Origin of the sequence: Pelomonas sp. Root1444 (assembly GCF_001426885.1) — a bacterium.
Lineage (GTDB): Bacteria > Pseudomonadota > Gammaproteobacteria > Burkholderiales > Burkholderiaceae_C > Pelomonas.
The window spans coordinates 357,328-382,018 of record NZ_LMFP01000001.1 but is presented as its reverse complement, the minus strand read 5'-3'; the positions used below and the strand labels follow the sequence as shown (position 1 = coordinate 382,018).

Sequence of the window (24,691 nt, the reverse complement as noted above, 5' to 3'; positions counted from 1 at the left end):
GATTGTCAACACGGCAGGCGCTGCAGGCGCTCGCGCAGCCGCGGCGCGGCGTGGTCGAGGAAGGCGCGGCATTTCATCGGCAGGCGGCCCTGGCCGGGGTAGATCAGGCTCACCGGCACGGGCGCGGGTTCGTGCGTGGGCAGCAGGCGCTCCAGCGCGCCAGCCTGCACGCTTTCGGCCGCCTGGTAGGACAGCACGCGCGTCACGCCCAGCCCCATCTGCGCGGCGGCGAGGGCGGCTTCGGCGGTGGAGACGGCCAGGCGCGCCTTGATATCAACGGTCTCGCCGGGGAAGGCCCAGGGGTTGGACGACATCAACCCCTCGAAGCTGATGCACACGTGGCGGGCCAGGTCGGCGGGCGCCTCGGGGCGGCCGTGCGCGGCCAGGTAGGCGGGGCTGGCGCAGACGACGCGGCGCACCTCGCCGACCTTGGTGGCGATGAGGCCGCTGTCGGCCAGCTCGCCGATGCGCAGCGCCAGGTCGACATGCTCCTCCATCAGGTTGACGATGCGGTCGACCTGGATCAGCCGGACATCGACGTCGGGGTACTCGCGCAGGAATTCGACGACGACCGGCAGCAGGTGCAGCCGCCCGAACACCACCGGTGCCGAGATGACGAGCTGGCCGTGAGGCCGGGCGTAGGCGCCCGAGGCGGCGCGCTCGGCCTCGTCCACCTGCTCCAGAATCTGGCGGCTGGCTTCCAGGTAGTCGCGGCCGGCGTCGGTCAGCTCCAGGCGGCGCGTCGAGCGGGCGATCAGGCGGGCCTTGAGCTGGGCCTCCAGCAGCGTGAGCTTGCGGCTGACGGTGGCCAGCGGCTGCTCCAGCTTGCGCGCTGCGGCGGAGAGGCTGCCGGCTTCGGCGATGGCGACGAACACGGTCATGGCTTCGAAGCGGTCCATTGACGCCGACCCTTCCAGATATCGAGAGAAAGATTACGAATCCTGCCGACTGGTGCTGCCGGGCGCAAGTTTCTACATTCACGCCACCATCTCTCAGGAGCCCGCCATGTCCCGCCCGCCCTTCCCCCCGTTCTCACCGGCCACCGCCGTGCAGAAGGTGCGCATGGCCGAAGACGCCTGGAACAGCCGCAACCCAGCGCGCGTCGCGCTGGCCTACACGCCCGACGGCCGCTGGCGCAACCGCTCGACGTTCGTGACCGGCCGCGAACAGATCGAGGTCTTCCTGACCGCCAAGTGGGCACGCGAGCAGGACTACCGGCTCATCAAGGAGATCTGGGCGCATGGCGACGACCGCATCGCGGTGCGCTTTGCCTACGAATGGCACGACGCCGACGGCCAGTGGTGGCGCAGCTACGGCAACGAGAACTGGGCCTTCGACGCGCAGCGCCTGATGCACACCCGCCACGCCAGCATCAACGACGTGGCCATTGCGGAGGCCGAGCGCCTGTTCCACTGGCCTCGGGAGGGGTCAGGCCGGCGGCCGAACGAGCACCCGTCGCTCAGCGACCTGGGGCTGTAGCCATGAAGCCCGCGCTCGCCACGCCCAGCGATGTCGCCTTCACGCCCACCGTCAAGGCGCTGCAGACGCGCAAGGGCTCGCGCCACGCCTACGCCCGCATGGAGCAGGGCGGCGGCTGGGAGAGCCGCATCACGCCCGAGCTGAAGGACGAGATCGAGGCGCAGATCAGCGTCATGCTGGCCACGGCCAATGCCGAGGGTCAGCCGTATGTGCAGCACCGCGGCGGCCCGCCGGGCTTTTTGCATGTGCTGGACGAGCACACCATCGCCTTCGCCGACTTCGCCGGCAACCGCCAGTACATCACCCAGGGCAACCTGAGCGAGAACCCGCGCGCCTTCCTGTTCCTGATGGACTACGCCGCGCAGCGCCGCATCAAGATCTGGGGCCGGGCCCGCGTCGTCGAGGGCGATGCCGAGCTGATGGCGAAGCTGATGCCGGCCGGCTACCCGGCGCGGCCCGAGCAGGTCATCCTGTTCGACGTGGAAGCCTGGGATGTGAACTGCCCCCAGCACATTCCGCAGCGCTTCGAGGCCGCGGACGTGCGGGCGGCCATCGAGGCGCGCGACGTGCGCATCGCCGAGCTAGAGCAGCGGGTCGCCGCGCTGACCGCCGCCGGCTGACTCGCAGGGTTCACCGCGCGCCGCGCTGCTGCTCATGCAGGCGCTGCAGCACGTCGCGAATGCCGGCGCCTTCGCTGATCTGCGGGTTGGAGTAGCCGTCACTCTTGCCGGCCTCCTTCTCGCGAACCTCGATGAGCTTGCGGGCGGCCGCATGCGCCTCGGTGAAGGACCAGGTCTCGCGCAGTGCGTCCTCGTACATGGCCCGGCCAAAGAAGGTCAGCTCCGAGCGCCGGCCGCAGCCGTAGGAGGTGTGGTCCGCGTCGGCCGCCGTCATCACCAGCGTGCCGTCGCCCGCCAGCGGTGCGATCCAGCTGCCCGAGTAGCAGGCCGAGACCGAGATCACGCGCCAGCGCACGCCGGCCTCGTCCAGCCAGCGCTTGAGCAGCTCGGGCGTCATGGGCTCGGTCTTCAGCGGCCAGGTGTTGCTGGCCAGCTTGCCGTCGGCGCCGCCGTGCGAGGTCAGGTGCACGAACAGAACGTCGCGCTCACGGTCCATGACCGTTGCGACATGCGCGATGGCCTTGCGCAGGTTCAGCGGCGTGGCCCAGGGCAGCGTCGTGGTGGTCGCGGGGTTGACCACCAGCTCCACCATGCGGCCGTTGGCACCGAAGCGCTCCCGCATCGTCCGCGCCACGACAGCACTCTCGCGCATGAACACGTCTTCGGCGGCGTAGGGCGCATAAGTCAGGCCGTAGACATTCACCCGGTTGGGGTGCGGCGGCTGCAAAGCGGCCAGCGCATCGTCGAGCAATTGCGGCTGCGCGGCGACAACCTCATCGGTCAGCGCCAGGCCCGCGTGTGCAGCCTCAACGTCGGCGGGCGCTTCTGGCCACCAGAACACCACAGGCGCCAGCCAGCCGCTGACCGCCAGCGGCACGGGCATGAGCAACAGCACGGCAGCGCGCGCCAGATTCGACCCTGAAACACGCCAAAGCAGGGCCACCTGAGCAAGCCCTGCCCAGCACATGGGCATCAGCCATGCAGACCACTGCAAGGGGACGGGCCAGTCATCACTCGGGCCGAGTACAGCCCTCAGGCTCAGCAGCACGGCACTGAAGCCCAGGTTGAACACCAGCCATCCGCTGAATGAAACGGCGAAAAGCGTAGCCGGCTTGACGGTTTCTCCAGACCTCGCCACGACCCAGCAAAGCCAGAGGATGACGGCAACTCCGGTCCATCCATTCAGAAAGCCGGCCCACACAAACGTAGGCGAACCCTCCAGCAACGCCCGCTGCACAGTCATCGCTATGGGGTACGTCGCCAGCACCAGCGCCGCCACCGTCAGCGGCCGAGCCTCCAAGCCGTCCCAGCGCGGCGCACGGAAAGTGAGCACGCGAGTGCCTTCCCTCACCCAGGCCAGGCTGCCCGTCGCCGTTTCGTTCTCGAACTCCGTTGGCATGCGCGGCAGAGCCGCAAACTCGCCCGCCGCCTGCTTTTCTTCATCCATCCGCCAGCCCCTTCCACTGCCGGGCATCCTAGCGACGCGCCTAGCCGATGTACTCGAAGCGTTTGCGCACGACGCCGTCGACCTCCAGCGTCCCCGTGAACATCTCGAACGGCCGAATCCACCAGCCGCTGTCGTCGTAAAGCGTCTGGTAGACGACCACGACCTCCAGCGTCTCGCTGTGGCGGGCGACGCCGAACACTTCGTACTCGCCGCCCTTGTAGTGGCGGTAGCGGCCGGGGGCCAGGTGGGGGAGCGGGGGCAGGTCTGGTTTCATGCCCCGATTTCACCTCAGGGTCTGAAAGCAGGGTCGCTCTCAGCACCCTTGCGCGGTGTCCAGCCCAGCCCGTAGTACTCGCCGCGGTCGCGCGCCCAGGGGTCGAAGGCGTTGACGACGCCGGCCAGTTCGGCGCTGAGCTCGGGCACCGTGCGCAGCAGCACGCGTTTGAAGGGCGACACCTCGACGCGGTGGCCGTTGCTCTCGCGCGGCTCGAACTGCTTGCCCGTGGGGCCGTTGTGGCTGACCCATTCGACGCCCAGCTTGCCGTAGAACTCGGGCCGGAAGCTGCTGGTGAAGAAGCGGTCGCTGAACAGCCGGCGCGACGCGTTCAGGATGAAGACCTGGAACTGTGTCTCCGAGATCGCATAGCCATGCGGCCGCGTGAACTCGGCGAGCCAGCCGACCACCGTGTCCACGTCCTCGATGTTGTCGACCAGGCTGCCGTCGGGCTTGCCCAGGCAGTCGTTGATGGGGCTGCCGTCCAAGTTCTTCTGCGCGGCGGTGATGACCTTGCTCGCATCGCATTTGTGCTGGCCGTAGATGCTGCGCAGGTCGGCTATCACCTGGACCTGGCGGGCGCGCTCGGGCGAGTCGGCCGGCAACCGCGCGTCGATGAAATCGTCGAAGCTCGTCAGCTGGCGCAGCCCGTACTGGCGGCGGAATTCGTTGAAGCGCGGCACGCCGTGCTCGCGGTCGCGGATCAGGTCCAGCGCGGCGACGTCGATCTTGCCGGTGCTCGACTGCAGGCGCGGCAGCGGCAGGTTCTGCAGGAAGGCCGGGCTGTTGCCCAGCGTCAGCAGGCCCAGGCGCTGGCGGCCCATGGACAGCGCCCAGTCGGCCGCGCCTTCGTTGGCCAGCGCGCCGGTGGCCTTGGCTCTGAAGGTCTCGATGACCGGCACCTTGGCGGCGATGCGGTTGGGGTCGGCGTCCCAATGGCGGAGCTCGATGAGGTCGGGCACCAGCGAATGCAGCCGGTAGACGCTGACGAACTCCTCCGGGAAGTTGAACGGCGAGCCGAAATGGTTGACGCCGCCATTCACGTGGTCGGGGTTGGCGAGATCCCAGATGTCGTCTTTCGTCGCGTCATGGCGGGCGAAGAAGCGGTCGCTGGTGTAGACCCGCGCGCCCAGCCCGAAGATGCCCGGCCCCGAAGCCAGGGCCGAGTACCACTGGCCAGCCTTCTTGGCGTCGGCGCTCTTGCCGAAGTTCTGCACGACGACGGCCTCCAGCGCGTTCTCGACCCAGCGGTGGCCGTCGAACAGGCCGCCCCAGTTGGCATTCATGGCGAGATTGAGCGGCTCGTCGTAGAGCAGCTGCGGCGTCCATTCGATGGTGTGGATCTTGGCGATCTCGGCGGCAACGACCAGGCGGGCCACTTCGAAAAGCACTTCGGGCGACACGTCGCGGTAGCGGATGACGCTCGTGGGCTGCGTAGGGTCGCGCAGGCCCGAGTCTTCATCCGGCGCGGCGGCCGCGCGGCGGCGGAACTCGGCGACGAAGGCGTTGTGCTCGCGCGAAAAGATCGTGTGATAGAAGCCGACGCCGATGCTCCAGTTGTCCGCCTGAGCGGCCGTGCCCTGGCCGGCCCACTGCGGGTTGATGGGGTCGCCGGGGCCGAAGACCGGCAACTGGCCCAGCGCCTCGCCGGCACCCGGCCGCGTGCCCGGGTGCATCAGCAGCCGGGCTGCATCGGCGGGGTCGCGCTTCACGCGCAGCCGCGACGTGGCGTCGTAACCGTAGATCTGCGAGGCGTCCCACCAGGCCGTCACCTTGTTGGCATGGGTGCGAAAGGCGCGGGCCAGCGGCTTCGTGCCGTCGGCCGCGGTGTAGCGCGGCGGCGCGCTGCTGTCGGCGACAAAGCTGGCGTCGATGCGGTCACCGGGCCGGCAACCGAGCTTGGCCGCGTCGCCCGCGCAGCCCACCGCCATCCACTGCGGCCCGTTGTGCCCCTCCTCCATGTGCGAGAACCAGTCGTGCGTCATGAACTGGATCCAGAACGCGGCCAGCACATTGAAGAAGGGCGCCTTCTGGTAGTCACAGTTGGCATCCACCGCCGCGCCCGGCAGGCCCTGCCCGTCGCGGCACTTGGCCGGGTCGCTCTGGGCGCGCGTGAAAAGCTTGCGGCTGATGAGCTGCGGGTCGGGCTGCAGCAGCGACAGGCGGTCGCCGTGGCGGTTGCGGGCCAGCGGGTCGCCGCTGCTGTCGGGGTAGGTCGCCTCGAACTGCACATTGCGCGCGAACAGGGCGCCGGTGGACCCCATCCTGGGGTTGCGCAGGTCATTGCAGATGCCGTCCAGCTGGCGCCAGCGGATCAGCTCGCCCCGGCACAGCTGCGGCCCGTCGCCGCCGACCGCCGCATGGAAGGGCGAGCCGGCGTCCAGGCGCATCGAGGGCCAGGTCTTGAGCGCCGTGCCGGGCACGCCGTCGCGGCCCAGCGCGTAGTCGGCGAAGGAGCCGGCGTTGTCGAACAGGTTGAACTTGATCAGCTCCATGCGCTGGTATTCCAGGTCCAGCAGCGCGCCGTCGACGCCGCGGCCATTGGCGCCGAGATGACTCCCGACGCCGCTGGTGCCCGGCAGCAGCGAGGCCGCATCGCCTGTGGCCCAGTAGTTGGACCAATCGACATACGGCGTGGTGCGGAAGGCCGCGGCCCTGTCGCCGCCGCGGCAGCGCGCCACCTGCTCGCCCACCTTGCCGTTGAAGCGCTCGCTGCGCTCATCGGCCACCTTGCGGAAGCCGCCTACGACCATCGCGGTGCAGTTCCCGGTGTCGTCCAGGCTGGCCTGCGGCGTGGTGCTGATGCAGCCGGCCAGCAGCAACAGCGGCGCGAGCAACCAGGTCAGGCAACGTGTCATGCGAGTCTCCTCAGTTGTTCCGCATCCGTCGGGCAACATAGCGAGCGCGCCACCGCAGCGTCAATCCTGCGACGGCGGAAAAAGATTCACCTTGAGGACGGCCGTCGCGGCCGGGCCCGCCACACGCAACCCTCGAACCCGCCATGGACACGACACGACGCCAGCTCCTGCACTTCAGCGCCGCCGCCTCAGGCCTGCTGGCCGCCTCGGCCCGCGCCGGCAACGGCACGCTGCTCGCGCCACGGCTGCGCGCGGGCGACACCATCGGCCTGGTCAGCCCCGCCAACGCCACCTTCGAACGCGAGCCGCTGAAGATCGCCGTGGAATCCCTGCAGGCGCTGGGCTTCAAGGTCAAGCCGGGCCAGCATGTCGCCGCACGCCGCGGGCCGTTCGCCGGCACCGATGCGCAGCGTGCCGCCGACATCAATGCGATGTTTGCCGACGACTCGGTGGCCGGCATCCTGGCGATGACCGGCGGTTCGGGCTGCAACCGCATCGTCGACCAGCTGGACTACGACCTCATCCGCCGCAAGCCGAAGTTCTTCGGCGGCTTCAGCGACCTGACCAGCCTGGTCAACGCCATCCACCGCCAGACCGGCCTGGTCGCCTTCCACTGCCCGGTGGCGGTGTCGGAATGGAACGACTACTCGGTGCAGAGCTTCAAGGCCATCGCGATGAATGCCGAGGCGGCCGTGCTGCGCAACCCCGCCGTGAAGCCGGTGGACGACCTCGTCGCGCGCGAGGAGCGCATCACGACGATCCGCCCGGGTCGCGCGCAGGGCCGGCTGGTGGGCGGCAACCTGACGGTGCTGGCGTCGCTGGCCGGCACGCCCTATTTCCCCGACTGCCGCGGCGCCCTGCTCTTCCTCGAGGACATCAACGAGTACATCTACCGCGTCGACCGCTGCCTCTCCACGCTGCGCCTGACCGGCGCGTTAGGCCAGGTGGGCGGCGTGGTGCTGGGCCGCTTCACCAAGTGCGAACCCGGCGAGGGCTATGGCAGCCTGACGCTGGACGAGGTGTTCGACGACTACTTCCTGCCGCTGAATGTGCCGGTCTTCCGTGGCGCGGCCATCGGCCACATCAAGCGCAAGCTGACGGTGCCGGTGGGGGCGGCGGCGGAGATGGATGCGGAGGCGGGGACGATCCGGCTGCTCGCGCCGGCCGTCGCCTGACCTCGGCGACCGCACCGCATGCCGCCCCCGTCGAACGCCGGCGTGACCGCCCGACGGTGAAGGCTTCGCCCCCGCCGCCGCAGCGGGGCAGGCGTGCTCAGCGGTCCAGCGGCGCCGGATTCGCCAGGTAGGCCTTGAACAGGCGTGCGAACTGCCCGCCGTCCGTGGTGATGTTGGCCGAGGTGCTGCCGCCGCCGCTGAACACGATCGCGAACACGCCGATGGCGGTGTAGTCGGTCGCGTGCGTGAGCATGTACTGCACGTGGTTGTCCCGGAAATGTCCGGGCGTGCCGCCGGGGGTCGCGGAGGGCACGCCCATCGGCGTCTGCCAGTACAGGATGGGCAGCTTGCCGAGCGCGCTTCGCACGGCGCTCCACTCGTCGAGGTTCTGGCGGAAGCTGGGCGTCGCCACGTTGGTCTCATCCCAGTAGAACGGCCCGTTGCCGCGTCCCGCGCACTCGGCCGGCGGCGGGGAAACTTCGAAGCACCCCGCATCGCGATCGCTCGTCTGCGCCACGATGAAGTCGGCCTTGTCGGCCCCCACCTTCAGCATGAAGTTGCCGACGGTGGCGGCATCACGGCCCCAGAAGGACGGCGGGAAGCCGATCTTGGCCTGGGGCGCATAGGTCCGCCCCAGCGTCACCAGGCATCCCGCCAGGCCCACGACGTTGTCCGGCTGGCTGGCGCATTCGGTCACCATGCTCACGCGCGCCGGCTGCTTCGTCGGGTCGCCGCCGGGGGCGCCTGTCAGCACGAAGCCCCAGAAGTCCGGTTCCAGGTTGACCAGCGTGGGCAGGCCCGTCGCACCGATCTTCTGGTACATCAACTTGACCTGGGCCCAGTAGCTGGCCATGAAAGTCGCGTCGTTGATGGCGCTGAGGTTGCCTTCCCCCTTGGAGGCCATCTGGTAGAGCGTGAACATGGGCACCGCGCCGGCGGCCTTGACGTTCGCGGCAACATAGGTGATGTAAGCGCCGTCGGGGCTGTTCCACGTGGGCCAGGAACCGGCGCCCACCCCGACCAGGTAGGTGTCGATGATGTCGGCGCGGATCTGCTGGCTCGTCATGTCCTGGATGGCGTTGCCTGCGCCCAGGCCAGCCAGCATCCGGCTGGGCACGCCCAGCGCGGCGTTGATCGACGCGGCGGACGAAGGCGACGATGCCGGGGCGGAGACCGGTGCCGAGGCCGGCGGAGATGCAGGCCCGGGCGATGGCGGCGACGTCGCGTCAGTGGCTGGCGACGGCGACCCGCTCCCCCCGCAGGAAGCGACGCCCGCCACCAGCAAGGCGAGCGCGATCCAGCGCGCCGTGGACGCGGCATTCAAAGCAGTCGGCATTCTTTCCCTTTCGATCGATATGAATGTCATGCATGGCGGGCAGCCACTTGCCCGACGGTCGACGCACCGGCCAGCGTGACGCCGTGGTTGGTCAGGATGGCCGCGGTGATGTCCGTGGCCGAAGAACGAATTCACGAAAACTCGTGTTTCAGTGACGGGTCAGCGGAGAGACAGGCGGCCAGGGCCGCCCGGGCCATGATCCGTTCGCACCGAGCAGGAGTCATGCCCAAGTGCTGACACGCAGCCTTCACCCCGGCATCCGGTGTCGGCGCGGGTCAATCCGTCACGGCTGACGGGCCGCCCACTCCACCAGCGCATCCAGCACCGGCCGCCCCTTGGCCGCCGCCTCCGGGTGGTTGAGCAGCGCAACGAAGACCCAGGGCTTGCCGTTCGCGTCGGGCACGAAGCCGGCCAGCCCCACCGCGTCGCGCAGCGTGCCGGTCTTGAGCCGCGCCTTGCCCGTGGCCGGGCCGTCCTTCAGGCGGCGTGACAGCGTGCCGTCCAGGCCCGCCACCGGCAGCGTGGCCAGCAGCTCGGTCTGCTGCGGCCCCGCGTGTGCCGCGCGCAGCAAGCCCGCCAACTGGGCGGGGCTGATGCGCTCGCTGCGCGACAGGCCCGAGCCGTTGTCCAGCACCAGGCCGCGGTCGTCCAGGCCGTGGGCCGCGAACCAGCCGCGCACCACCCGCTCGGCGGCCTGCAGCGTCGGCTCGCCGGGCTGGGCCGCCTGCGCGCCGAGCTGCAGGTAGATGAGCCGCGTGAGCGCGTTGTCGCTGCTCTTCATGACGCCGCGCAGCACCTCCGCCAGCGGCCGGCCGCGGTGCGTGGCCAGCACGACGGCGCCGGGCGGCGCGGCGGCTTCCACATCGCCGGGGCCTATCGTGCCGCCCAGCTCGGTCCACAGCTGGCGCACCATGCGCGTCGCCAGCCACTGGCGGTCGACGATCTGCAGCGGCGCGCGCTGGCGGCAGCCGGCCGGGAAGGCGCCCTGCAGCGTCAGCGTCCAACCGTCGCCAGCGGGCTGCACGGCGGCGCTTTTCCAGTCCTCGTCCCAGTCCTTGCACAGCCGCGTCGACAAGGTCATCGCGCGGGCGTCCACGTTCAGGCCGGGCAGCGCAGGCAAGGTGCGCGCGACCACACCGTGGGCCGTGGCCTGCAGCTCGAAGTCGAGCAGGCTGCCGTTGAGGTGCAGCGCGTCGGGGATGACGTTGTAGCCAAACTCGGGGGCATCGTCGAACGGCGGCAGGCCCACGTCGAAGCGGGTCGGGTTGAACAGCGTGCGGTCGACGACGAGGCCGCCGCGGATCTCGCGCACGCCGCTCTCGCGCAGCTGGCGCAGCAGCCACCACAGCGCGGGCCAGTCGAGGTCGGGGTCGGCGCCGCCGCGCAGGATCAGCGGGCCGTCGATGGCACCGTCGACCGGCGCCGCGGCCGCCAGCAGCTCGGTACGGCCGCGGTGGTTGATGCCCAGCTTGTCGAGCGCGACCGTGGCCGTGACGAGCTTCATCGTCGAGCCGGGCGACATCGGGTCGTCGGCACGCCGGCTCAGCGCCGCCCGCGAGCCATCCAGCGGCTGCAGCACATAGCCCAGGCTCTGGGCCGGCAGGCCGGCCTTGGCGAGCGCCGCCTGCACCGGGTCGGGCACCGAGGTCGTCGCGCAGCCACTCAACAGCAGCGCCGCTGCCAACCACCAGACCCTCATCAGCAGGCTCCCAGCCGATGCGCGACGAGGCGGGCCAGCGCCACATCCTCCAGGCCGATGCCGACGCTCTTGTAGACGACGATGTCCTGCGGCGAGCGCGGGCGCGGGCGCAGCAGCAGCTCACCCAGCTCGACCAGCCGCTCGGGGGCGATGACGCCGGGGGCGGCCAGCACGATGTCGCCGGCCTCCTGCCGCGCCGCCTCGTGCCACTCGACGACGACCAGCGCCGCCCGCGCCAGCAGCGTGTCGTCCAGCTCGCGGGCCGCCTTGGTGCTGGAGCCCACGGCCGCGACGAAGGCACCGGGCTTCACCAGCTCGCCGTTGAACAGCGGCGTGGCCGAGCGCGTGGCCGTCGCGATGACGTCGGCCTGCGACGCGGCTGTCGCCGCATCGACGGCCGCCACCGGCAACGCCAGGGCCGCCGCCAGCTCGGCCGCGAAGGCCTCGGCGCCGGAGCGCGCGCAGACCAGCACGCGCTCGAAGCGCCGCACGCGGCTCAGCGCCTCGGCATGCGCGCGGGCCTGGATGCCGGCACCGAAGACGGCCAGCGTCTTCGCATCCGGCAGCGCCAGCAGGTCGGCCGCCACGGCGCTGGCCGCGGCGGTACGCAGCCGCGTGAACTCGTTGGCCTCCAGCGTGGCGAGGGCCGCGCCGGTGTCGGCCGAGAACAGGCTGACGAGGAAGTTGTACTTGCCGTTGCGCGCCGAGTAGACCTTGGTGCCGAGCACGGCGGGCAGCACGCCGTCGGCATCCAGGATGGCGCCCATCGCGCTGATGGCCAGCGAGGCGCCGTCCAGGCTCGTGATGGCGCGGTGGCGGGCCAGCACCTGCGCCTGGCCGCGGCCATGCTGGGCGAAGGCGGCGCGCAGCGCGGCGACGGCGCTGTCGGGGTCGAGCACGGTCGCCACGTCGGCTTCGGTGATCAGTCGCATCGAGGGCTCCAGGAGTCTGCGCAGCACTTTAGAGGGGCCGCCGCGCACCGCGGGCGTGCTTTCACGCCAGCATGCATTCCAGCAGGTTATGTGCGGCGCACAAGCATTCATTGAACGCGGCGCAACACCTGGGGTGCGGCCCCCTGGGCGCCCTCGCGCGCGCCCGCCAACATGGCCGGCAATCAAATCAAAAGGAGTAGTCGATGAAGTTGCAGCGTCTGGTGGGGCAGTTGGCGGTGGTGGGTCTGGCGGCTCATGCGGCGGGGGCGCTGGCGCAGGCCGACGGCAAGCGGCTGGAGCGCGTGGAGATCACCGGTTCCAGCATCAAGCGCATCGCGGGCGAGGGCGCACTGCCGGTCCAGGTCATCACGGCATCGGACCTGAACAGCAAGGGCCTGGCGACCGCCGAGGACATGCTGCGCCAACTGGGCGTCAACGGCACGGGCGCCGACAGCGCCATCTCCAACAACAACGTGTTCGGCTCGGACACCGACCGCCTGACCGGCGGCGCGGCCAACGCCAACCTGCGCGGCTTCGGCCCCGGCAGCACGCTGGTGTTGCTGAACGGCCGGCGCATATCCTCGCAAGGCATGAGCGGCGGCGCCGTCGACCTGAACGCCATCCCGATGGCTGCCATCTCGCGAATCGAGATCCTGAAAGACGGCGCATCGGCCATCTACGGCACCGACGCCATCGGCGGCGTCATCAACTTCATCCTGAAGAAGGACCTGGTCGGCGCCGACATCAAGGTCGACTTCTCGCAGCCGCTGGAGTCCAGCGCCGGCACGACGCGCCGCGCCAGCCTCACCGGCGGTTTCGGCACGCTGGACCAGGACCGCTTCAACGTGATGGCCAGCCTCTCCGTCGAGAAGAACGACGTGCTGCGCGGCCGCGACCGCGACTGGGCCAACGGCTTCCAGCCCGAGCGCGGCCTGTCGCCGGACTCGTCCAGCCACCCCTTCGCCAACGTGCTGGGCAACTCGTCCACCGTCGCCGGCACGGCGCTGGGCGGCGCCACCGGCACGGCCGGCTCCACCGTCGGCACGGGCGATGCGGTCCGCTACACCCGCATCAACCTGCTCGCGCTGACCGACGACTGCAGTGACATCGAGACCGGCGTACGCTACCAGGCGCAGCTGTGGAACGCGACCGCGCCGTCCACCAAGTACCTGTGCAACACCGACTACGGCCGCCAGTACATGCTGTCGCCGAAGAAGGAGGCCTACAACCTCGTCACACGCGGCAACGTCCTCATCAGCGACAACCACACGGCCTTCGTCGAGCTGACGGCCTCGCGCACGGCCGTCACCGCCGAGCTGACCCCCAGCCAATTCAGCACGACCAACGCGGCCAACAACCACTACCCGGTCGGCGGCCCGCACTACCTGAACCTGCTGACGGCGGGCGTCAACCAGTTCGACCCGACCAAGCCCATCGCCTACCGCTGGCGCATGCAGGACTTCGGCTACCGCACGCTGGAGAACGTGGCCGACAACAAGCGCCTGCTGGTGGGCCTGGACGGCGTCATCGGCGCGTACGACTACAAGCTGGGCCTGTCGACCGCCAAGGCCGAGGGCTGGACCAACCTGATCGACGGCTACGCCAACATGGGCCGGCTCAACGACGCGCTGCGCACCGGCAAGATCAACCCCTGGGTCAAGCCCGGCGAGAAGCAGTCGGCCGAGGCGATGGCGCTGATCGAGTCCATCAAGGACCGCGGCCGCCTGCAGGGCGGCGACACGACGCTGCAGCAGTTCGACGGCGCCATCTCCGGCGCGCTGATGAAGCTGCCGGCCGGCTCGCTGGACTTCGCGGTCGGCTTCGACCTGCGCCGCGAGACCTTCGAGTTCCTGCCCGAGACAGGCACCTTCACCTGCAGCGACAGCCTGGCCGACGCGCCGACCGCGGCCGACGCCAGCAAGTCCAAGATCGTCTACAACTGCCCCGGCAACTCGGCCATCCCCGAGGTGTCGCGCGACGTGAAGGCCGTCTACGCCGAGCTGGCCGTGCCGGTGTTCAAGGGCCTGGACCTGCAGCTGGCCGTGCGGCACGACAAGTACAGCGACTTCGGCGGTACGACCAACCCCAAGATCGCGTTCCGCTACCAGCCCAACGACATGGTGGTGTTCCGCGGCTCGGTCAACACCGGTTTCAAGGCGCCCAGCTTCCAGCAGCTCAGCCCCAACACCGCGCCGCGCCTGGACACGGCCGACTGGCCGGACCCTGCGCTGTGCCCGACCGACCCGTCGCAATGCACGCTGCGCGTGAACTACATCGACTCCGGCAACCCCAGCCTGACGCCGGAGAAGTCCAAGCAGGGCACGCTGGGCGTGGTGGTGTCGCCGGTGCGTGACATGACGATGTACCTCGACTACTGGCGCGTGGACCTCGACGACCGCATCAAGAAGCTGACGCTGAGCGAGCTGAAGAACAACTACGCGCTGTTCGCCGACCGCTTCAAGCGCGACGCCGCGGGCAAGGTGACGCTGGTGGAGGCCGGCTGGGTGAATGCCGCGGACAGCACGACACGCGGCGTGGACTGGGGCGCGAGCTACCAGCTCCAGCATGCCAGCGGGCTGTGGAAGGCCAACATCAACGGCACCCACATGCTGACCCACAAGGAACGCACCATTGCCACGCAGCCGCTGGTGGAACAGGTGGGCGAGTTCGGCACGCGCACGCTGTACCTGCGCAACAAGTTCAATGCCGACCTGAGCTGGGCCCAGGGCGACTGGGCCACGACCCTGAGCATGGTCTACAAGTCCGGCTACAAGGACGAGGACTTGACGCGCTTCGGCACGCCGCGCCGCAAGGTCGACAGCTACACGACGTTCAACCTGTTCGCCACCTACACCGGCATCAAGAACATGACGTTGACCGCCGGCCTGCGCAACCTCACCGACGAGAAGCCGCCGTTCACGTATCACAACGTCGACAACGTCGTCGGCGCCGGCTGGGATCCGCGCGTGGCCGACCCGTTCGGCCGCACGCTGGCCGTGTCGGCGAGCTACAGCTTCCGCTGAGGCGCAGCGCCCGGCCTGATTCCCGTTGACTCCCTGCCGGCTCGGGGCCGGCCTTCGCAGCCTCGCTCACGCGGGCTGCTTTTTTATTGGAGGGGCGGGGTCAACCCAGCGTCAGCGTGCCGGCCGCCACGTCCAGCTCCGCCATCACCCCCAGCGGCAGCGGCCGGTTGGGCTGGCCATGGCCCGCGGGCCAGCCGGCCAGCACGGGGCAGCGCAGCCGCGGCAGATGGTCGGCCAGCACGGCGTCGGGGCTTTCGGCGCCGCTGAAGCTGCCGACCAGCAGGCCGGCGATGCGGTCCAGCACGCCGCTCAATCGCAGCTGGCTCAGCATGCGGTCGACGCGGTAGGGCTCCTCGCTGATGTCCTCGACGAACAGCAGCGCGCCGTCCACGTCGGGGAGATAGGGCGTGCCGAGCAGCGCACAGAACATCGCCAGGTTGCCGCCGATCAAGCGGCCGCGCGCCTTGCCGCCATGGCTGAGCGCATGCGGCTCCGCGCGCCCGACGACGTCGCCCACGCGCCAGCCGCGCGCCAGGCGCTCGAACAGCGCATCGGTGTCGGCCTGCGCGCCGGGCAGGCCCCAGTCGCTGGCCGGCATCGGCGCATGCAGCGACGGGATGCCGGCACGCGTGCGCAGCGCGTGCAGCACGGTCAGGTCGCTGTAGCCGATCAGCAGCTTGCGGCTGGCCGCGAGCCAATCCAGGTCCAGCCCGTCCAGCAGCCGGATGCAGCCGGAGCCGCCGCGCAGCGCCAGCACCGCGTCGTAGCGCGGGTGGGCAAAGGCTTCGTGCACGTCGGCGGCACGGACATGGTCGGGCGCGGCCAGGAAGTCCAGCGACGGCGGCCCGAAGCAGCTCGGCAGCAGCGTGGCCGCATAGCCGCGCTCGCGCAGCCAGCCTTCGACCGGCTCCAGCCGCCCGGGCTTGGGCGGCCCGGCCGGCGCGATGACGGCGAGATGGGCACCGGGCCGCAGCGGCGGGATCAGGAGTTCGCCTTCAGCCATGCGTGCACCACGCCGCCCAGGGCCGGCAGTTTCCAGGTGGTCGATGCGTCGGGATGCGGCGCGTAGCGGCTGCCCAGGCTGGTGGTCACCGCGATCAGGTAGTGCAGCTCGCCGTCATGCACGATGCCGGCGTCGCTGGCGTAGTTCTGCGTGTTGCCGGTCTTGTGCGCGAACCGCGACGGGATGCCGCGCACCCAGCCGGGCAGACCGCGCAGCGATTCGCTGCTGAGGTTGTGGTGCAGCTTCTGCTCGTCCAGCGCGCGGCGGAGGACGGCGCGGCTGGCGGGGCTGAGCAGCGGCGGCTGCGCTGGCGCGTCGGCATCCAGCCGCCACATCAGCCGCAGCGCATCCCAGGCCGTCATCTGGATCTGGCCGACGCCCGCGCCGGCCACATTGCCCCAGCCCCCGTCGGGCTGGGTGTTGGCGATGCTCAGGCCCGGCAGGCCGTGCGCGGCGAACAGGTCGTGCATCTCGTTGTGCACCTCGCGTCCGCCCTCGCGGCGGATGGCGCCGCGCGCGTGCAGGTGGCCCACCAGCGCGGTGGTCGCCTCGTTGCTGCTGACGGTGATCATGTCGTGGAGCCAGTCGCCCACCGGCCGGGCCGTGCCGGCGTGGGTCAGCGGCAGCGCCCACTCGCTGCGGCCCGCGTCGACGAGCCGGCCGATGCCGACGGCGACCATCATCTTCAGCAGCGAGGCCGGATACGGCGCGACGAAACGCGGCCCGCTGCCGAACCAGGCGGGGAAGTCGATGCGCGACCAGTCCGCCCGCGGCAGCCAGGCGATGGACTCGCCCTGCGCGTCGCGCACGTCGGCGTGGAAGGCGATGTTGTCCACCGGGCCGAAGCCGGCGCCGAAGCGGGCCACCAGGCCCTGCGGGTGCTCGCGCGAGAACAGCACGTTGACGCAGACCGGCGCCGCCCCGCCGCGCGGGAACACCGCGACGGCCAGGTCGACGCTCGGGTGCCAGCCCAGCGGCGCGCCGTCCTGCAGCTTGTCGGGCGTCGTCTCGAAGCGCTGGCTTCGCACCATGGCCAGCAGCGCTTGCGCGAGATCGTCGGCCGTCACAGCGTCAGGCCTTCCAGCGGCAAGGGGCTGGCGCGGCCCGACACCAGCTCGGCCACGATGTTGGCCGTTGCGAACGAGAACGTGAAGCCCAGCGCGCCATGGCCGACGTTGAGCCACAGGCCCGGCACACCGCTGGCGCCGAGGATGGGGGCGCCGCTCGGCGTGGCCGGGCGCAGGCCGGCCCAGGGCGTGGCACGGTCGTAGTCCGCCGCGTTCGGGAAGGTGGCGCGCACCGAGCGCTGCAGCGAGGCGAGCCGGCCGGCGTCCAGGCCGAGGTCGTCGCCGACGAGGTCCACCATCGCGGCGATGCGCAGCTCGCCGCCGATGCGGGCATAGAGGATCTTCTTCTCGAAGTCGGTCACGCTGACCTCGGGCGGGCGGTGGCGCGTGCCGATCGGCGCGGTCAGGCTGTAGCCCTTGAGCGGGTACAGCGGCAGCTCGACGCCGACCGTCGCGGCCAGCGCGCGGCTGTGCAGGCCGGCGGCCAGCACGACGGCGTCCGCCGCGACCTCGCCGGCCGCCGTCCGCACGGCCAGCACCCGCCCCTGGCCATCGCGCTGGAAGCCGTCGACCGGCGTGGCCAGCCGGCCGCGGAAGCGCGCGTGCGACACGAGCCGCGCATGCAGTTCGGTGCAGAAGGCATGGCAGTCGGCCACCGCCTCACCGGGCGTGAAGATGCCGCCGGCCAGCGTCGCTTCGCCGTCCTCGTACTGGGCCAGCGCCGGCTCGAGCGCCACGCAGTCGTCATGCGACAGCGCCTGCTCGGCACCGCTGCCCTTCACCCGCGCTGCCACGCGTGCGAACTCGGCCGGTTGCCGGTAGACCACCAGCTTGCCCGGCGTGCGCAACGCGATCGCCTCGCCCAGCTGGGCTTCGGCATGCAGCCGCGCGAAGGCGGCCTGGCTGTAGGCGCCCAGGGCGAGCAGGCGCTCGGTGGTGCGGCGGTTGACCGGCCCGCGGCAGTTGCGCAGGAAGGCGAGCAGCCAGGACCACTGCGCCCAGCTCGCATCGGGCTTGAAGCGCAGCGGGCCGTCGGGGTCGAGCAGCCAGCGCAACGCCTTCAGGGGCACGCCGGCATCGGCCAGCGGCGAGACGTAGCGGTAGCTCAACTGGCCGCCATTGGCGCGGCTGGCGCCCTGGGCCACTTCGGCCTCGCGCTCGACCAGCGTCACCGCATGGCCACGTTCCAGCAGCGCCCAGGCGGTGGTCAGGCCCACCACCCCGCCGCCGATCACCACGCAATGCTTCATCCTGTCCCTGGACTTCCTGAACTGGCGGCAGCGTAAGGACGCCCTGCGGCCGTCGCCAATGAAACCGGCAGCCACGGCCATAACCGTGCGACATGGGCACGCCGCCCCGCACGGGCTCAGAGCCCGGGCGTCGGCCGGGCTCTGAGCTTGAAGAAGGCGTCCCAGGCATCGCGGTAGGCGAGCTGGGTGTCGGACGGCAGCGAAATGCGCAGCGTGTCGCGCAGCATGGCGGCGCCCTCGGGCGTGCCCAGTGCCATGTCGATGAGGTGGATGGCCGCGCGGCCCCAGGGCGTGCGCGGGCAGGCGACGCCGCTGATGACCGGGTCGCTGGCGCCCTTGACGGGCAGCGCGGCCAGCGGCGTGTCGGCCGCCGGACGGCTGGCCAGCGCCACCAGCGTGTTCGGATAGTCGAGGGTGTAGTCGGCCCGGTCCTGCATCAGCATGGGCAGCAGGTTGCTGCCGTAGTCGCCGCCGAACACGCGCTGCAGCAGCGGGTTGGCGGGCGAGGCGCCGAGCATGGCGTCCAGCGCCGGGCCGTAGCTGCGGCCCTGGGACACCACGCCGCGCAAGGACGCGTCGCCCAGCAGGGCCGGCAGGTCGACCGCGCCCTGCCCGTCCAGCGGGAGATCGCCCTGGCGCTCGTGGCGCACGATGAGCTGCGGCGGCGGTACCAGCCAGGTGTTGGTGAAATACGCCAGGCGCTCGCGCTCGGGCGTGCGGGCGGCCCCGGCATGGCAGGCGCGCTTGTGCTCGCGGATCAACGACCAGCTGCGCTCGGCATTCGCCACCACCGGCTTGAACACGACACCGGGCAGCCGCCCCTGCAGCCACTGCGTCAGTTCGTCGGCCGGGCGCCGCATGCGGTCGCCGTCCGGCACGGCCATGGTGTTGCTGACCACCCAGGTGATTGAGGTGACCACCGGCGGCTCGGCAGCCTGGGCCGCGCCGGCCGCGGCGGCGAGGGCCAGGCCGGCTGTGCGGCTCCGCATGCGGCGCAACCTCAGCTGGCCAGCACGGCGGCCATGGCCTCGGCGGTGGCCTCCACGTTGCGCGTGTTCAAGCCGGCCACGCACATGCGGCCCGAGCGCAGGATGTAGACGCCGAACTCGGTCTTCAGCCGCTCGGCCTGCTCGGGGCTGAGGCCGGTGTAGCTGAACATGCCGCGCTGGGTCAGGAAGTAGTCGAAATTGCGGCCCGGCAGCTTGGCCGCGAGCACGTCGTGCAGTTGGCGGCGCATGGACTGGATGCGCTCGCGCATGTCCTTGACCTCGGCCTCCCACATCGCGCGCAGCTTCGGGTCGGTCAGCACCTTGGCGACGACCTGGCCGCCGTGCATGGGCGGGTTGGAGTAGTTGCGGCGGATCATGAACTTCATCTGGCCCAGCACGCGCGCGGCCTGCTCGGCGTCGGGGCAGACGACGCTCAGGCCCCCGCAGCGCTCGCCGTACAGGCTCATGCTCTTGGAGAAGCTGTTGGCGATCAGGAAGCTCAGGCCCTCGTCGGCCAGCAGGCGCGGCGCAAAGGCGTCCTCCTCGATGCCGTCGCCATAGCCCTGGTAGGCCAGGTCCAGGAAGGGCAGCAGCTGGCGCTCGCGGATGACGGGCACCAGGGCGCGCCATTGGTCCTGCGTCAGGTCGACGCCGGTGGGGTTGTGGCAGCAGGCATGCAGCACGACGACGCTGCGCGACGGCAAGGCCTTGAAATGAGCCAGCAGCGCGTCAAAGCGCAGGCCGCCGGTGGCCGGGTCGTAGTAGGGATAGGTCTCGCAGCTGTGGCCCGAGCCCTCGAAGACGGCGCGGTGGTTGTCCCAGGTCGGGTCGGACAGGTAGACCTTGCTGTCGGGGAAATAACGCTTCAACAGATCGGCACCCACCTTGAGGCCGCCGCTGGAGCCGACGCCCTGGATGGTGGCGACGCGGCCGGCTTTGATCGCCGGGTGGTCGGCGCCGAACAGCAGGGCCTGCACGGCGCTGCGGAAGTTGGCCGCGCCTTCCATCGGGAGGTAGGGCCGCGGGCCGGCGGCCTCGACGACGGCGAGTTCCGCCGCGCGCACCGACGGCAGCATCGGGATGCGGCCGTCGTTGTCGAAATAGATGCCGATGGACAGGTTGATCTTGCCGGCGCGGGGGTCCTTCTGGAAGGCCTCGTTGAGGCTCAGGATGGGGTCGCCGGCGTAGGCGTCGACATGCTCGAACATGGGTGGGCTCCGTTGGGGGAGCGGCGATTATCCAAGCCAGTGCAGCCAGCGGCCGTGCGGATGGCTCCAGGCGAGCGCGCGTTCGGCGATGCGGCCGGCGTCGCGGTGGCGCAGCGTCCACAGCGTCGCAGAGGCGGCCACTTCGCCGGGCGGCAGCGCGGGCAGCGGCGGCGGCTCGTGGGCCTGGGCGCTCAGCGCCGGCAGTTCGCCGCAGATCCAGGCCAGGCCGTGGCGCAGCGCCAGCCGGTCCACCGTCGCGCGCAGGCGTGCGATGTCGGCCTCGCTCAGGTAGTACAGCACCCAGCTCGTCAACAGCACCGGCTGCACGCCGGCCGGCAGGTGGGCCAGCCAGGGTTCGATGGCGGCGATGCAGTCGCCCGCCTGCGTCAGCGTGTGCGGCAGCGCCCGCAGCTGGGCGGCGGCGCGACTGAGGCGCTCGCGGCGGCGCGCGTCATGCGGCCACAGGCAGGCCTGCAGCCAGCGCAGGCCGGCGGGGTCGGCCACGTCGACGGGTGCCGTGTCCAGCCCATCGCGCGAGGCGATCCGCCAACCGGTATGCGGGGGCGGCCGCGTGGCGCTCAGCCAGCGCGACTCGACCTCGGCGCGCACACCGTCGCGCGCCGGGCCGCGCGCATGCCAGGCGCCGTCGTCCGTCTGGTAGCGCAGCGCGAACTGGTCGATGCCCAGGTTCAGCCCGGCGCTGCAGCCGAAATCGAGCAGCGCAACGTCGCGTACGCCGGTGGCGGCCGCAACCGCGCCGAGCGCGGGCCACAGCGCGGCACCGCGGGCGACCTCGTTGGTCTGCGTGGCGCCATGGCGCAGGTGATCGACCAGCGCCGGCCATTCGCGTACCAGGCAGGCCGCCAGCGCCGCGGCCAGGCCGGTGTCGGGCGCCCGCTCGCCGCCCGCGCTCCGGTAGTAGGCCGCCAGCTCGGGCGCCGCGCCGGCCAGCACGCGCTCGTGCAGCGCCGCCAGCAGCAGGTTGGGCTTGCGCTGCTCGGGCGGCGCCTCGGCCAACAAGGCCAAGGCGCTGTCGCTCTCGGCGGCCAGGCCGCACAGCGCGACGTACAGCGGCTCCTGGCTGCACCCCTCGCGGCCGAAGTGCCGCAGCAGCGCGGCGAGTTCATCGCTCGTATTCATGCCGCCAGCATAGGCAGGCGCGGCGCCGCCTTGTGTCGGCCAGCCGACAATCGCGCCATGCCTGATGACGATGCGCTGCGGCGGGTGCTGGATGCCAATTTCCCCGGCCTCGCGCTGCCTGCCCGCGCCGCTGAGCGCCTGCCGATGCTGGTGCGACGGCGCCGGCTGGCTGACGGCCGCAGCCTTTTTGTGCAGGGCCAGCGCACGGCGGCCCTCTACGCGGTGGCGGCGGGCGAGATCGAAACGCGCTTCACGGGCGCGGACGGCACCGTCTCGGTCATCGAGAACGTCGGCCCGCCGCGCCTGTTCGGCCTGGCAGCGTTCGCGGCCGGCCAGCCCGCGGAGTACGAGGCGGTGGCGCGCGGCGCGAGCGAGGTGCTGGCGATCGGCCGCGAGGCCTATGTGCTGCTGATGGACGAGGTGCCCGGCTTCGCACGCGCGCTGATGGCCGAGTTCGCGCGCCGCTACGACGGCACGCTGCGGCTGCTGCAGGCGGCGCGCCACCAGGGCGCGGCGGAGCGCTTCACGCTCGCGCTGGCCCAGCTGGCACGGGAGCGCGGCGCGCCGGCCGGCGACGGCTGGGTCGCCGTGCAGGCCACGCAGTCAGAACTGGCGCGTCTGGCGCATGTGTCGCGCCAGACGGCCAATGCGCTGCTGGCGGCCGCCGACGCCGCCGGCCAGGTGCGGCGCGGTTGGGGTCGCTGGCTCTGGCGGCCGCAAGCACCCCGGTAACGGCGGCACCGCGCGTGCAGGACGCACGCTCGCCCGCAGCGTTACACGTCGCGCCGCCGGGCCGCGGCCGTAATGTGGCGGCACCGGTTTGCGGCTGCTGTCTGCCGCCCGGGTTTGCGGAGTTCCTGCCTTGTCCGATATCCAATCCATCGTCATCGTCGGTGGCGGCACCGCCGGCTGGCTGGCCGCCTGCTACCTGCAGCGCACGCTGGGCGCCGCGCGCCAGAGCCCGCTGCCCATCACGCTGATCGAGCCGCCGCAGGCCGTGAGCCTGGGTGCCGACCTCGCCACCGTGCCGACGCTGCGCGGCACCATGCAGGCGCTGGGCCTGCCAGAGCGCGCGCTGTTCACCGCCGCGGACGCGACGCTGAGCAACGGCCTGCGCTTCAACGGCTGGCGCCGCGGCGGCGCGGCGCCCGACGACTCTTTCGACCATCCCTTCGACATCCCGCCGCCGTTCCACGGCTTCGCGACGACCGCGCACTGGCTCAACCTGCTGCAGCGCGGCCTGACGCGAGAACCGATGGCGCAGGCCTGCGCGGTGCAGACGACGCTGTTCGACGGCCACCAGTCGCCCAAGCTGGTGGATTCGCCGGAGTACCAGGCGCCGGTCAGCTACGGCTACCAGCTCGACGCCGTCAAACTGGCCATGCTGCTGCAGCAAAAGGCGCTGGAGCGCGGCGTGCGCCATGTGCAGGGCGAGGTGGTGCGGGTGCAGCGCGGCGCAGGCGGCATCGAGGCGGTCGAGCTGGCCGACGGCCGCCGCTGCGAGGCGAGCTTCTTCATCGACTGCACGGGCTCGCGCTCGCTGCTGTTGCAGCAGGCGCTGGGCGTCCCCTGGGTGTCGTTTGCCGATTGGCTGCCCTGCGACCGCACCGTCAGCCTGCCGCTGGCCCACGGGCAGGCCCACGGCGCGCTGCGCAGCCACACCACGGCCACGGCCCAGGCGGCCGGCTGGACCTGGGACATGGACCTGCAGAGCCGGCGTGGCACCGGCTATGTGTATGCCTCGCGCTTTTGCAGCGAGGACGAGGCGGTGGCAACGCTGCGTGAGCTCGGCGCCGGCCACAAGCCGCTGGCCGAGCCGCGCCTGCAGCGGCTGCGCGCCGGGCACGCGGCGCGCGCCTGGGAGGCCAACTGCCTGGCGCTGGGCGCCGCGGGCGGCTTCATCGAGCCGCTGGAGTCGACCGGCCTGTACCTCGTCGAGTGGATGCTGCAGCTCTTCGTTGACCATGTGGCGCCGGCTGGCAACAGCGACGCCTGCCGCGGCCGCGTGAACCGCGTCTTCGGCGATTTCTACGAGGAGATGCGCGACTTCATCGTCGCCCACTACGCGCTGTCACAGCGGCGCGACACGCCGTTCTGGCGCGCCTGCACCGAGGAGGCAACGCTGCCCCCGCGGCTGGCCGAGCTGCTGGCACTGTGGGACAGCAAGGTGCCGACGCCGACCGACCTGGACCGGCGGCTGTCGCTGTTCGGCGTGGCCAACTGGTCTTATCTGCTGGCAGGCCTGCAGCGGCTGCCCAGCCGGGGCATCGGCCTGTCGGACCACATTTCGCCAGAGATCAGCCTCAAGGCCATGGCGCATGTGCAGGGCATCCGCCGCATTGCCGCGGCGCAGTCGCCGACGATGCGCGACTACCTGCTGAGCCTGGACGGCGTGGTCACTTCACACGCCGCGCATTGAGCCCCTCGCCCGGTCGTGCCGCTGAACGCGGGGACGGCTGGTCGGGCCCCCGAGCGGACGGCACGGACCGCCGTGTCAGCCAGCCGCCAAGGCGGCTTCGATGTCGCCGCGCAGTTTTTCCGGCGCGTCGTTGGGCGCATAGCGCTTGATGACCTGGCCGTCGCGGCCGACCAGGAACTTGGTGAAGTTCCACTTGATGGCCTCGGTGCCAAGGAAGCCGGGCTTCTCGCTTTTCAGGAACTTCCACAGCGGATGCGCGTCGCCGCCGTTGACCTTGACCTTGCCCATCATCGGGAAGCTGACGCCGTAGTTCAGTTCGCAGAAGCTCGCGATCTGCTCGTTGCTGCCCGGGTCCTGCCCGCCGAACTCGTTGCTCGGGAAGCCGATGATGACCAGGCCCTTGGGGCCGTAGTCCTGCCACAGCTGCTCCAGGCCCTTGAACTGGGGCGTGAAGCCGCATTCGCTGGCCGTGTTGACGATGAGCAGCACCTTGCCGCGCTGGGAGGCCAGGTCCGCCGGCTCGCCGTCGATGGAGACGGCCTTGAAGTCGAAGACGCTCTCGCTCATTGATGCCCCTTCGCGCGCTGCGCTGTCCCGCCAAGCGGGGATGTGCCCCTTCGGGCGGCCGTGAGGACCCGTGGATCCTCCCTAGAAAGCGACCCCGATGCTAGCGCCGGGCGCCCCGAGGGTTTGTAGCATGGCGCCCGCCGCGCGGCTGGCCGTCCAATCGCGCGAACTTCGAGGCCATCCCCAAGGGACGGCACCGGTCAGC

Annotated in this window: 21 protein-coding genes; 7 read left to right on the top strand and 14 right to left on the bottom strand. The window is 71.0% G+C overall.

From position 1 onward, the window contains the following. Window positions 1-5: 5 nt before the first annotated feature. Complete coding sequence (locus tag ASD35_RS01625) at window positions 6-899, bottom strand: LysR family transcriptional regulator (RefSeq protein WP_056873154.1); 894 nt, start codon at window positions 897-899, stop codon at window positions 6-8. Between the two features lie 106 nt (window positions 900-1,005). Here ASD35_RS01625 and ASD35_RS01620 point away from each other — a divergent pair, with 106 nt between their 5' ends. Beyond that, window positions 1,006-1,479, top strand: coding sequence for a nuclear transport factor 2 family protein (locus tag ASD35_RS01620; RefSeq protein WP_056873153.1), 474 nt, complete (start codon window positions 1,006-1,008; stop codon window positions 1,477-1,479). Window positions 1,480-1,481: 2 nt separating this feature from the next. Continuing rightward, window positions 1,482-2,099, top strand: a complete 618-nt coding sequence (locus ASD35_RS01615) for a pyridoxamine 5'-phosphate oxidase family protein (RefSeq protein WP_056873152.1) — start codon at window positions 1,482-1,484, stop codon at window positions 2,097-2,099. Between the two features lie 10 nt (window positions 2,100-2,109). Here the strand turns inward: ASD35_RS01615 and ASD35_RS27500 are convergent, their stop codons facing one another. From ASD35_RS27500 to ASD35_RS01600, 3 genes are all read right to left on the bottom strand, one after another. Then, window positions 2,110-2,994, bottom strand: a complete 885-nt coding sequence (locus ASD35_RS27500) for a C13 family peptidase (RefSeq protein ID WP_056873151.1) — start codon at window positions 2,992-2,994, stop codon at window positions 2,110-2,112. Window positions 2,995-3,586: 592 nt separating this feature from the next. Next, window positions 3,587-3,820 (bottom strand): DUF1653 domain-containing protein, encoded by a 234-nt coding sequence (locus ASD35_RS01605; protein WP_056873150.1) that lies wholly within the window; start codon window positions 3,818-3,820, stop codon window positions 3,587-3,589. A 14-nt stretch (window positions 3,821-3,834) separates the two neighbouring features. Next, window positions 3,835-6,678, bottom strand: coding sequence for a peroxidase family protein (locus ASD35_RS01600; protein WP_157275304.1), 2,844 nt, complete (start codon window positions 6,676-6,678; stop codon window positions 3,835-3,837). Between the two features lie 143 nt (window positions 6,679-6,821). On the opposite strand from ASD35_RS01600, the gene ASD35_RS01595 reads away from it, so the two are divergent. Then, entirely contained in the window at window positions 6,822-7,853 is a 1,032-nt protein-coding gene (locus ASD35_RS01595; protein WP_056873149.1) for an LD-carboxypeptidase, read from the top strand. Between the two features lie 97 nt (window positions 7,854-7,950). Here ASD35_RS01595 and ASD35_RS01590 read toward each other — a convergent pair whose 3' ends face one another. Beyond that, the gene (locus ASD35_RS01590; protein ID WP_157275303.1) at window positions 7,951-8,919 is read right to left on the bottom strand and encodes a hypothetical protein; all 969 of its coding nucleotides are present in this window, start codon (window positions 8,917-8,919) and stop codon (window positions 7,951-7,953) included. On the opposite strand from ASD35_RS01590, the gene ASD35_RS26910 reads away from it, so the two are divergent. Continuing rightward, a complete protein-coding gene (locus ASD35_RS26910) occupies window positions 8,891-9,268 on the top strand; it encodes a hypothetical protein (protein ID WP_157275302.1) in 378 nt (125 codons plus the stop codon). The genes ASD35_RS01590 and ASD35_RS26910 overlap by 29 nt on opposite strands. 204 nt (window positions 9,269-9,472) lie before the next feature. On the opposite strand, the gene dacB is transcribed toward ASD35_RS26910, so the two are convergent. Both dacB and ASD35_RS01575 read right to left on the bottom strand, forming a co-directional pair. Beyond that, window positions 9,473-10,888 (bottom strand): D-alanyl-D-alanine carboxypeptidase/D-alanyl-D-alanine-endopeptidase, encoded by a 1,416-nt coding sequence (dacB, locus tag ASD35_RS01580; RefSeq protein ID WP_056873146.1) that lies wholly within the window; start codon window positions 10,886-10,888, stop codon window positions 9,473-9,475. After that, window positions 10,888-11,820 carry an ornithine cyclodeaminase family protein gene (locus ASD35_RS01575; RefSeq protein WP_056873145.1) on the bottom strand — a complete coding sequence of 311 codons (933 nt, stop codon included), beginning with the start codon at window positions 11,818-11,820 and terminating at the stop codon, window positions 10,888-10,890. The genes dacB and ASD35_RS01575 overlap by 1 nt, the downstream gene beginning before the upstream one ends. Window positions 11,821-12,023: 203 nt before the next feature. Between ASD35_RS01575 and ASD35_RS01570 the strand changes: the two genes are divergently transcribed. Beyond that, window positions 12,024-14,843, top strand: coding sequence for a TonB-dependent receptor domain-containing protein (locus ASD35_RS01570; protein ID WP_056873144.1), 2,820 nt, complete (start codon window positions 12,024-12,026; stop codon window positions 14,841-14,843). A 100-nt stretch (window positions 14,844-14,943) separates the two neighbouring features. Here ASD35_RS01570 and ASD35_RS01565 read toward each other — a convergent pair whose 3' ends face one another. Genes ASD35_RS01565 through ASD35_RS01540 form a run of 6 tightly spaced genes read right to left on the bottom strand, consistent with a single transcriptional unit; the run spans window position 14,944 to window position 21,500 of the window. Beyond that, window positions 14,944-15,846: an LD-carboxypeptidase gene (locus ASD35_RS01565; RefSeq protein ID WP_056873143.1), complete on the bottom strand. Its 903-nt coding sequence runs from the start codon at window positions 15,844-15,846 to the stop codon at window positions 14,944-14,946. Then, window positions 15,825-16,913 carry a serine hydrolase gene (locus tag ASD35_RS01560; protein ID WP_056873142.1) on the bottom strand — a complete coding sequence of 363 codons (1,089 nt, stop codon included), beginning with the start codon at window positions 16,911-16,913 and terminating at the stop codon, window positions 15,825-15,827. Before ASD35_RS01560 ends, ASD35_RS01565 begins: the two co-directional genes overlap by 22 nt. Continuing rightward, window positions 16,910-18,244 (bottom strand): D-amino acid dehydrogenase, encoded by a 1,335-nt coding sequence (locus ASD35_RS01555; RefSeq protein ID WP_157275301.1) that lies wholly within the window; start codon window positions 18,242-18,244, stop codon window positions 16,910-16,912. The genes ASD35_RS01560 and ASD35_RS01555 overlap by 4 nt, the downstream gene beginning before the upstream one ends. Window positions 18,245-18,279: 35 nt before the next feature. Next, window positions 18,280-19,152, bottom strand: coding sequence for a hypothetical protein (locus tag ASD35_RS01550; RefSeq protein ID WP_157275300.1), 873 nt, complete (start codon window positions 19,150-19,152; stop codon window positions 18,280-18,282). An 11-nt stretch (window positions 19,153-19,163) separates the two neighbouring features. Next, window positions 19,164-20,360, bottom strand: coding sequence for an amino acid aminotransferase (locus tag ASD35_RS01545; protein WP_056873139.1), 1,197 nt, complete (start codon window positions 20,358-20,360; stop codon window positions 19,164-19,166). Window positions 20,361-20,387: 27 nt separating this feature from the next. Further along, the gene (locus tag ASD35_RS01540) at window positions 20,388-21,500 is read right to left on the bottom strand and encodes a DUF2332 domain-containing protein (RefSeq protein ID WP_056873138.1); all 1,113 of its coding nucleotides are present in this window, start codon (window positions 21,498-21,500) and stop codon (window positions 20,388-20,390) included. Window positions 21,501-21,557: 57 nt separating this feature from the next. On the opposite strand from ASD35_RS01540, the gene ASD35_RS01535 reads away from it, so the two are divergent. Both ASD35_RS01535 and ASD35_RS01530 read left to right on the top strand, forming a co-directional pair. Continuing rightward, entirely contained in the window at window positions 21,558-22,232 is a 675-nt protein-coding gene (locus tag ASD35_RS01535) for a Crp/Fnr family transcriptional regulator (RefSeq protein WP_056873137.1), read from the top strand. Window positions 22,233-22,362: 130 nt separating this feature from the next. Next, window positions 22,363-23,919, top strand: a complete 1,557-nt coding sequence (locus ASD35_RS01530) for a tryptophan halogenase family protein (RefSeq protein WP_056873136.1) — start codon at window positions 22,363-22,365, stop codon at window positions 23,917-23,919. A 75-nt stretch (window positions 23,920-23,994) separates the two neighbouring features. On the opposite strand, the gene ASD35_RS01525 is transcribed toward ASD35_RS01530, so the two are convergent. Then, complete coding sequence (locus ASD35_RS01525; RefSeq protein ID WP_056873135.1) at window positions 23,995-24,486, bottom strand: glutathione peroxidase; 492 nt, start codon at window positions 24,484-24,486, stop codon at window positions 23,995-23,997. Between the last annotated feature and the right edge of the window lie 205 nt (window positions 24,487-24,691).

What these genes read in the sequence shown, in the direction of transcription:
- ASD35_RS01565 (WP_056873143.1), bottom strand. Translation starts at nt 15,846, where the DNA reads ATGGCTGAAGGCGAACTCCTGATCCCGCCGCTGCGGCCCGGTGCCCAT.
- ASD35_RS01615 (WP_056873152.1), top strand. Translation starts at nt 1,482, where the DNA reads ATGAAGCCCGCGCTCGCCACGCCCAGCGATGTCGCCTTCACGCCCACC.
- ASD35_RS01575 (WP_056873145.1), bottom strand. Translation starts at nt 11,820, where the DNA reads ATGCGACTGATCACCGAAGCCGACGTGGCGACCGTGCTCGACCCCGAC.
- ASD35_RS01605 (WP_056873150.1), bottom strand. Translation starts at nt 3,820, where the DNA reads ATGAAACCAGACCTGCCCCCGCTCCCCCACCTGGCCCCCGGCCGCTAC.
- ASD35_RS01555 (WP_157275301.1), bottom strand. Translation starts at nt 18,244, where the DNA reads ATGGCCGTGGCTGCCGGTTTCATTGGCGACGGCCGCAGGGCGTCCTTA.
- ASD35_RS01545 (WP_056873139.1), bottom strand. Translation starts at nt 20,360, where the DNA reads ATGTTCGAGCATGTCGACGCCTACGCCGGCGACCCCATCCTGAGCCTC.
- ASD35_RS26910 (WP_157275302.1), top strand. Translation starts at nt 8,891, where the DNA reads ATGTCGGCGCGGATCTGCTGGCTCGTCATGTCCTGGATGGCGTTGCCT.
- dacB (WP_056873146.1), bottom strand. Translation starts at nt 10,888, where the DNA reads ATGAGGGTCTGGTGGTTGGCAGCGGCGCTGCTGTTGAGTGGCTGCGCG.
- ASD35_RS01550 (WP_157275300.1), bottom strand. Translation starts at nt 19,152, where the DNA reads ATGCGGAGCCGCACAGCCGGCCTGGCCCTCGCCGCCGCGGCCGGCGCG.
- ASD35_RS01570 (WP_056873144.1), top strand. Translation starts at nt 12,024, where the DNA reads ATGAAGTTGCAGCGTCTGGTGGGGCAGTTGGCGGTGGTGGGTCTGGCG.
- ASD35_RS01590 (WP_157275303.1), bottom strand. Translation starts at nt 8,919, where the DNA reads ATGACGAGCCAGCAGATCCGCGCCGACATCATCGACACCTACCTGGTC.
- ASD35_RS01600 (WP_157275304.1), bottom strand. Translation starts at nt 6,678, where the DNA reads ATGACACGTTGCCTGACCTGGTTGCTCGCGCCGCTGTTGCTGCTGGCC.
- ASD35_RS01525 (WP_056873135.1), bottom strand. Translation starts at nt 24,486, where the DNA reads ATGAGCGAGAGCGTCTTCGACTTCAAGGCCGTCTCCATCGACGGCGAG.
- ASD35_RS01625 (WP_056873154.1), bottom strand. Translation starts at nt 899, where the DNA reads ATGGACCGCTTCGAAGCCATGACCGTGTTCGTCGCCATCGCCGAAGCC.
- ASD35_RS01620 (WP_056873153.1), top strand. Translation starts at nt 1,006, where the DNA reads ATGTCCCGCCCGCCCTTCCCCCCGTTCTCACCGGCCACCGCCGTGCAG.
- ASD35_RS01535 (WP_056873137.1), top strand. Translation starts at nt 21,558, where the DNA reads ATGCCTGATGACGATGCGCTGCGGCGGGTGCTGGATGCCAATTTCCCC.
- ASD35_RS01540 (WP_056873138.1), bottom strand. Translation starts at nt 21,500, where the DNA reads ATGAATACGAGCGATGAACTCGCCGCGCTGCTGCGGCACTTCGGCCGC.
- ASD35_RS01595 (WP_056873149.1), top strand. Translation starts at nt 6,822, where the DNA reads ATGGACACGACACGACGCCAGCTCCTGCACTTCAGCGCCGCCGCCTCA.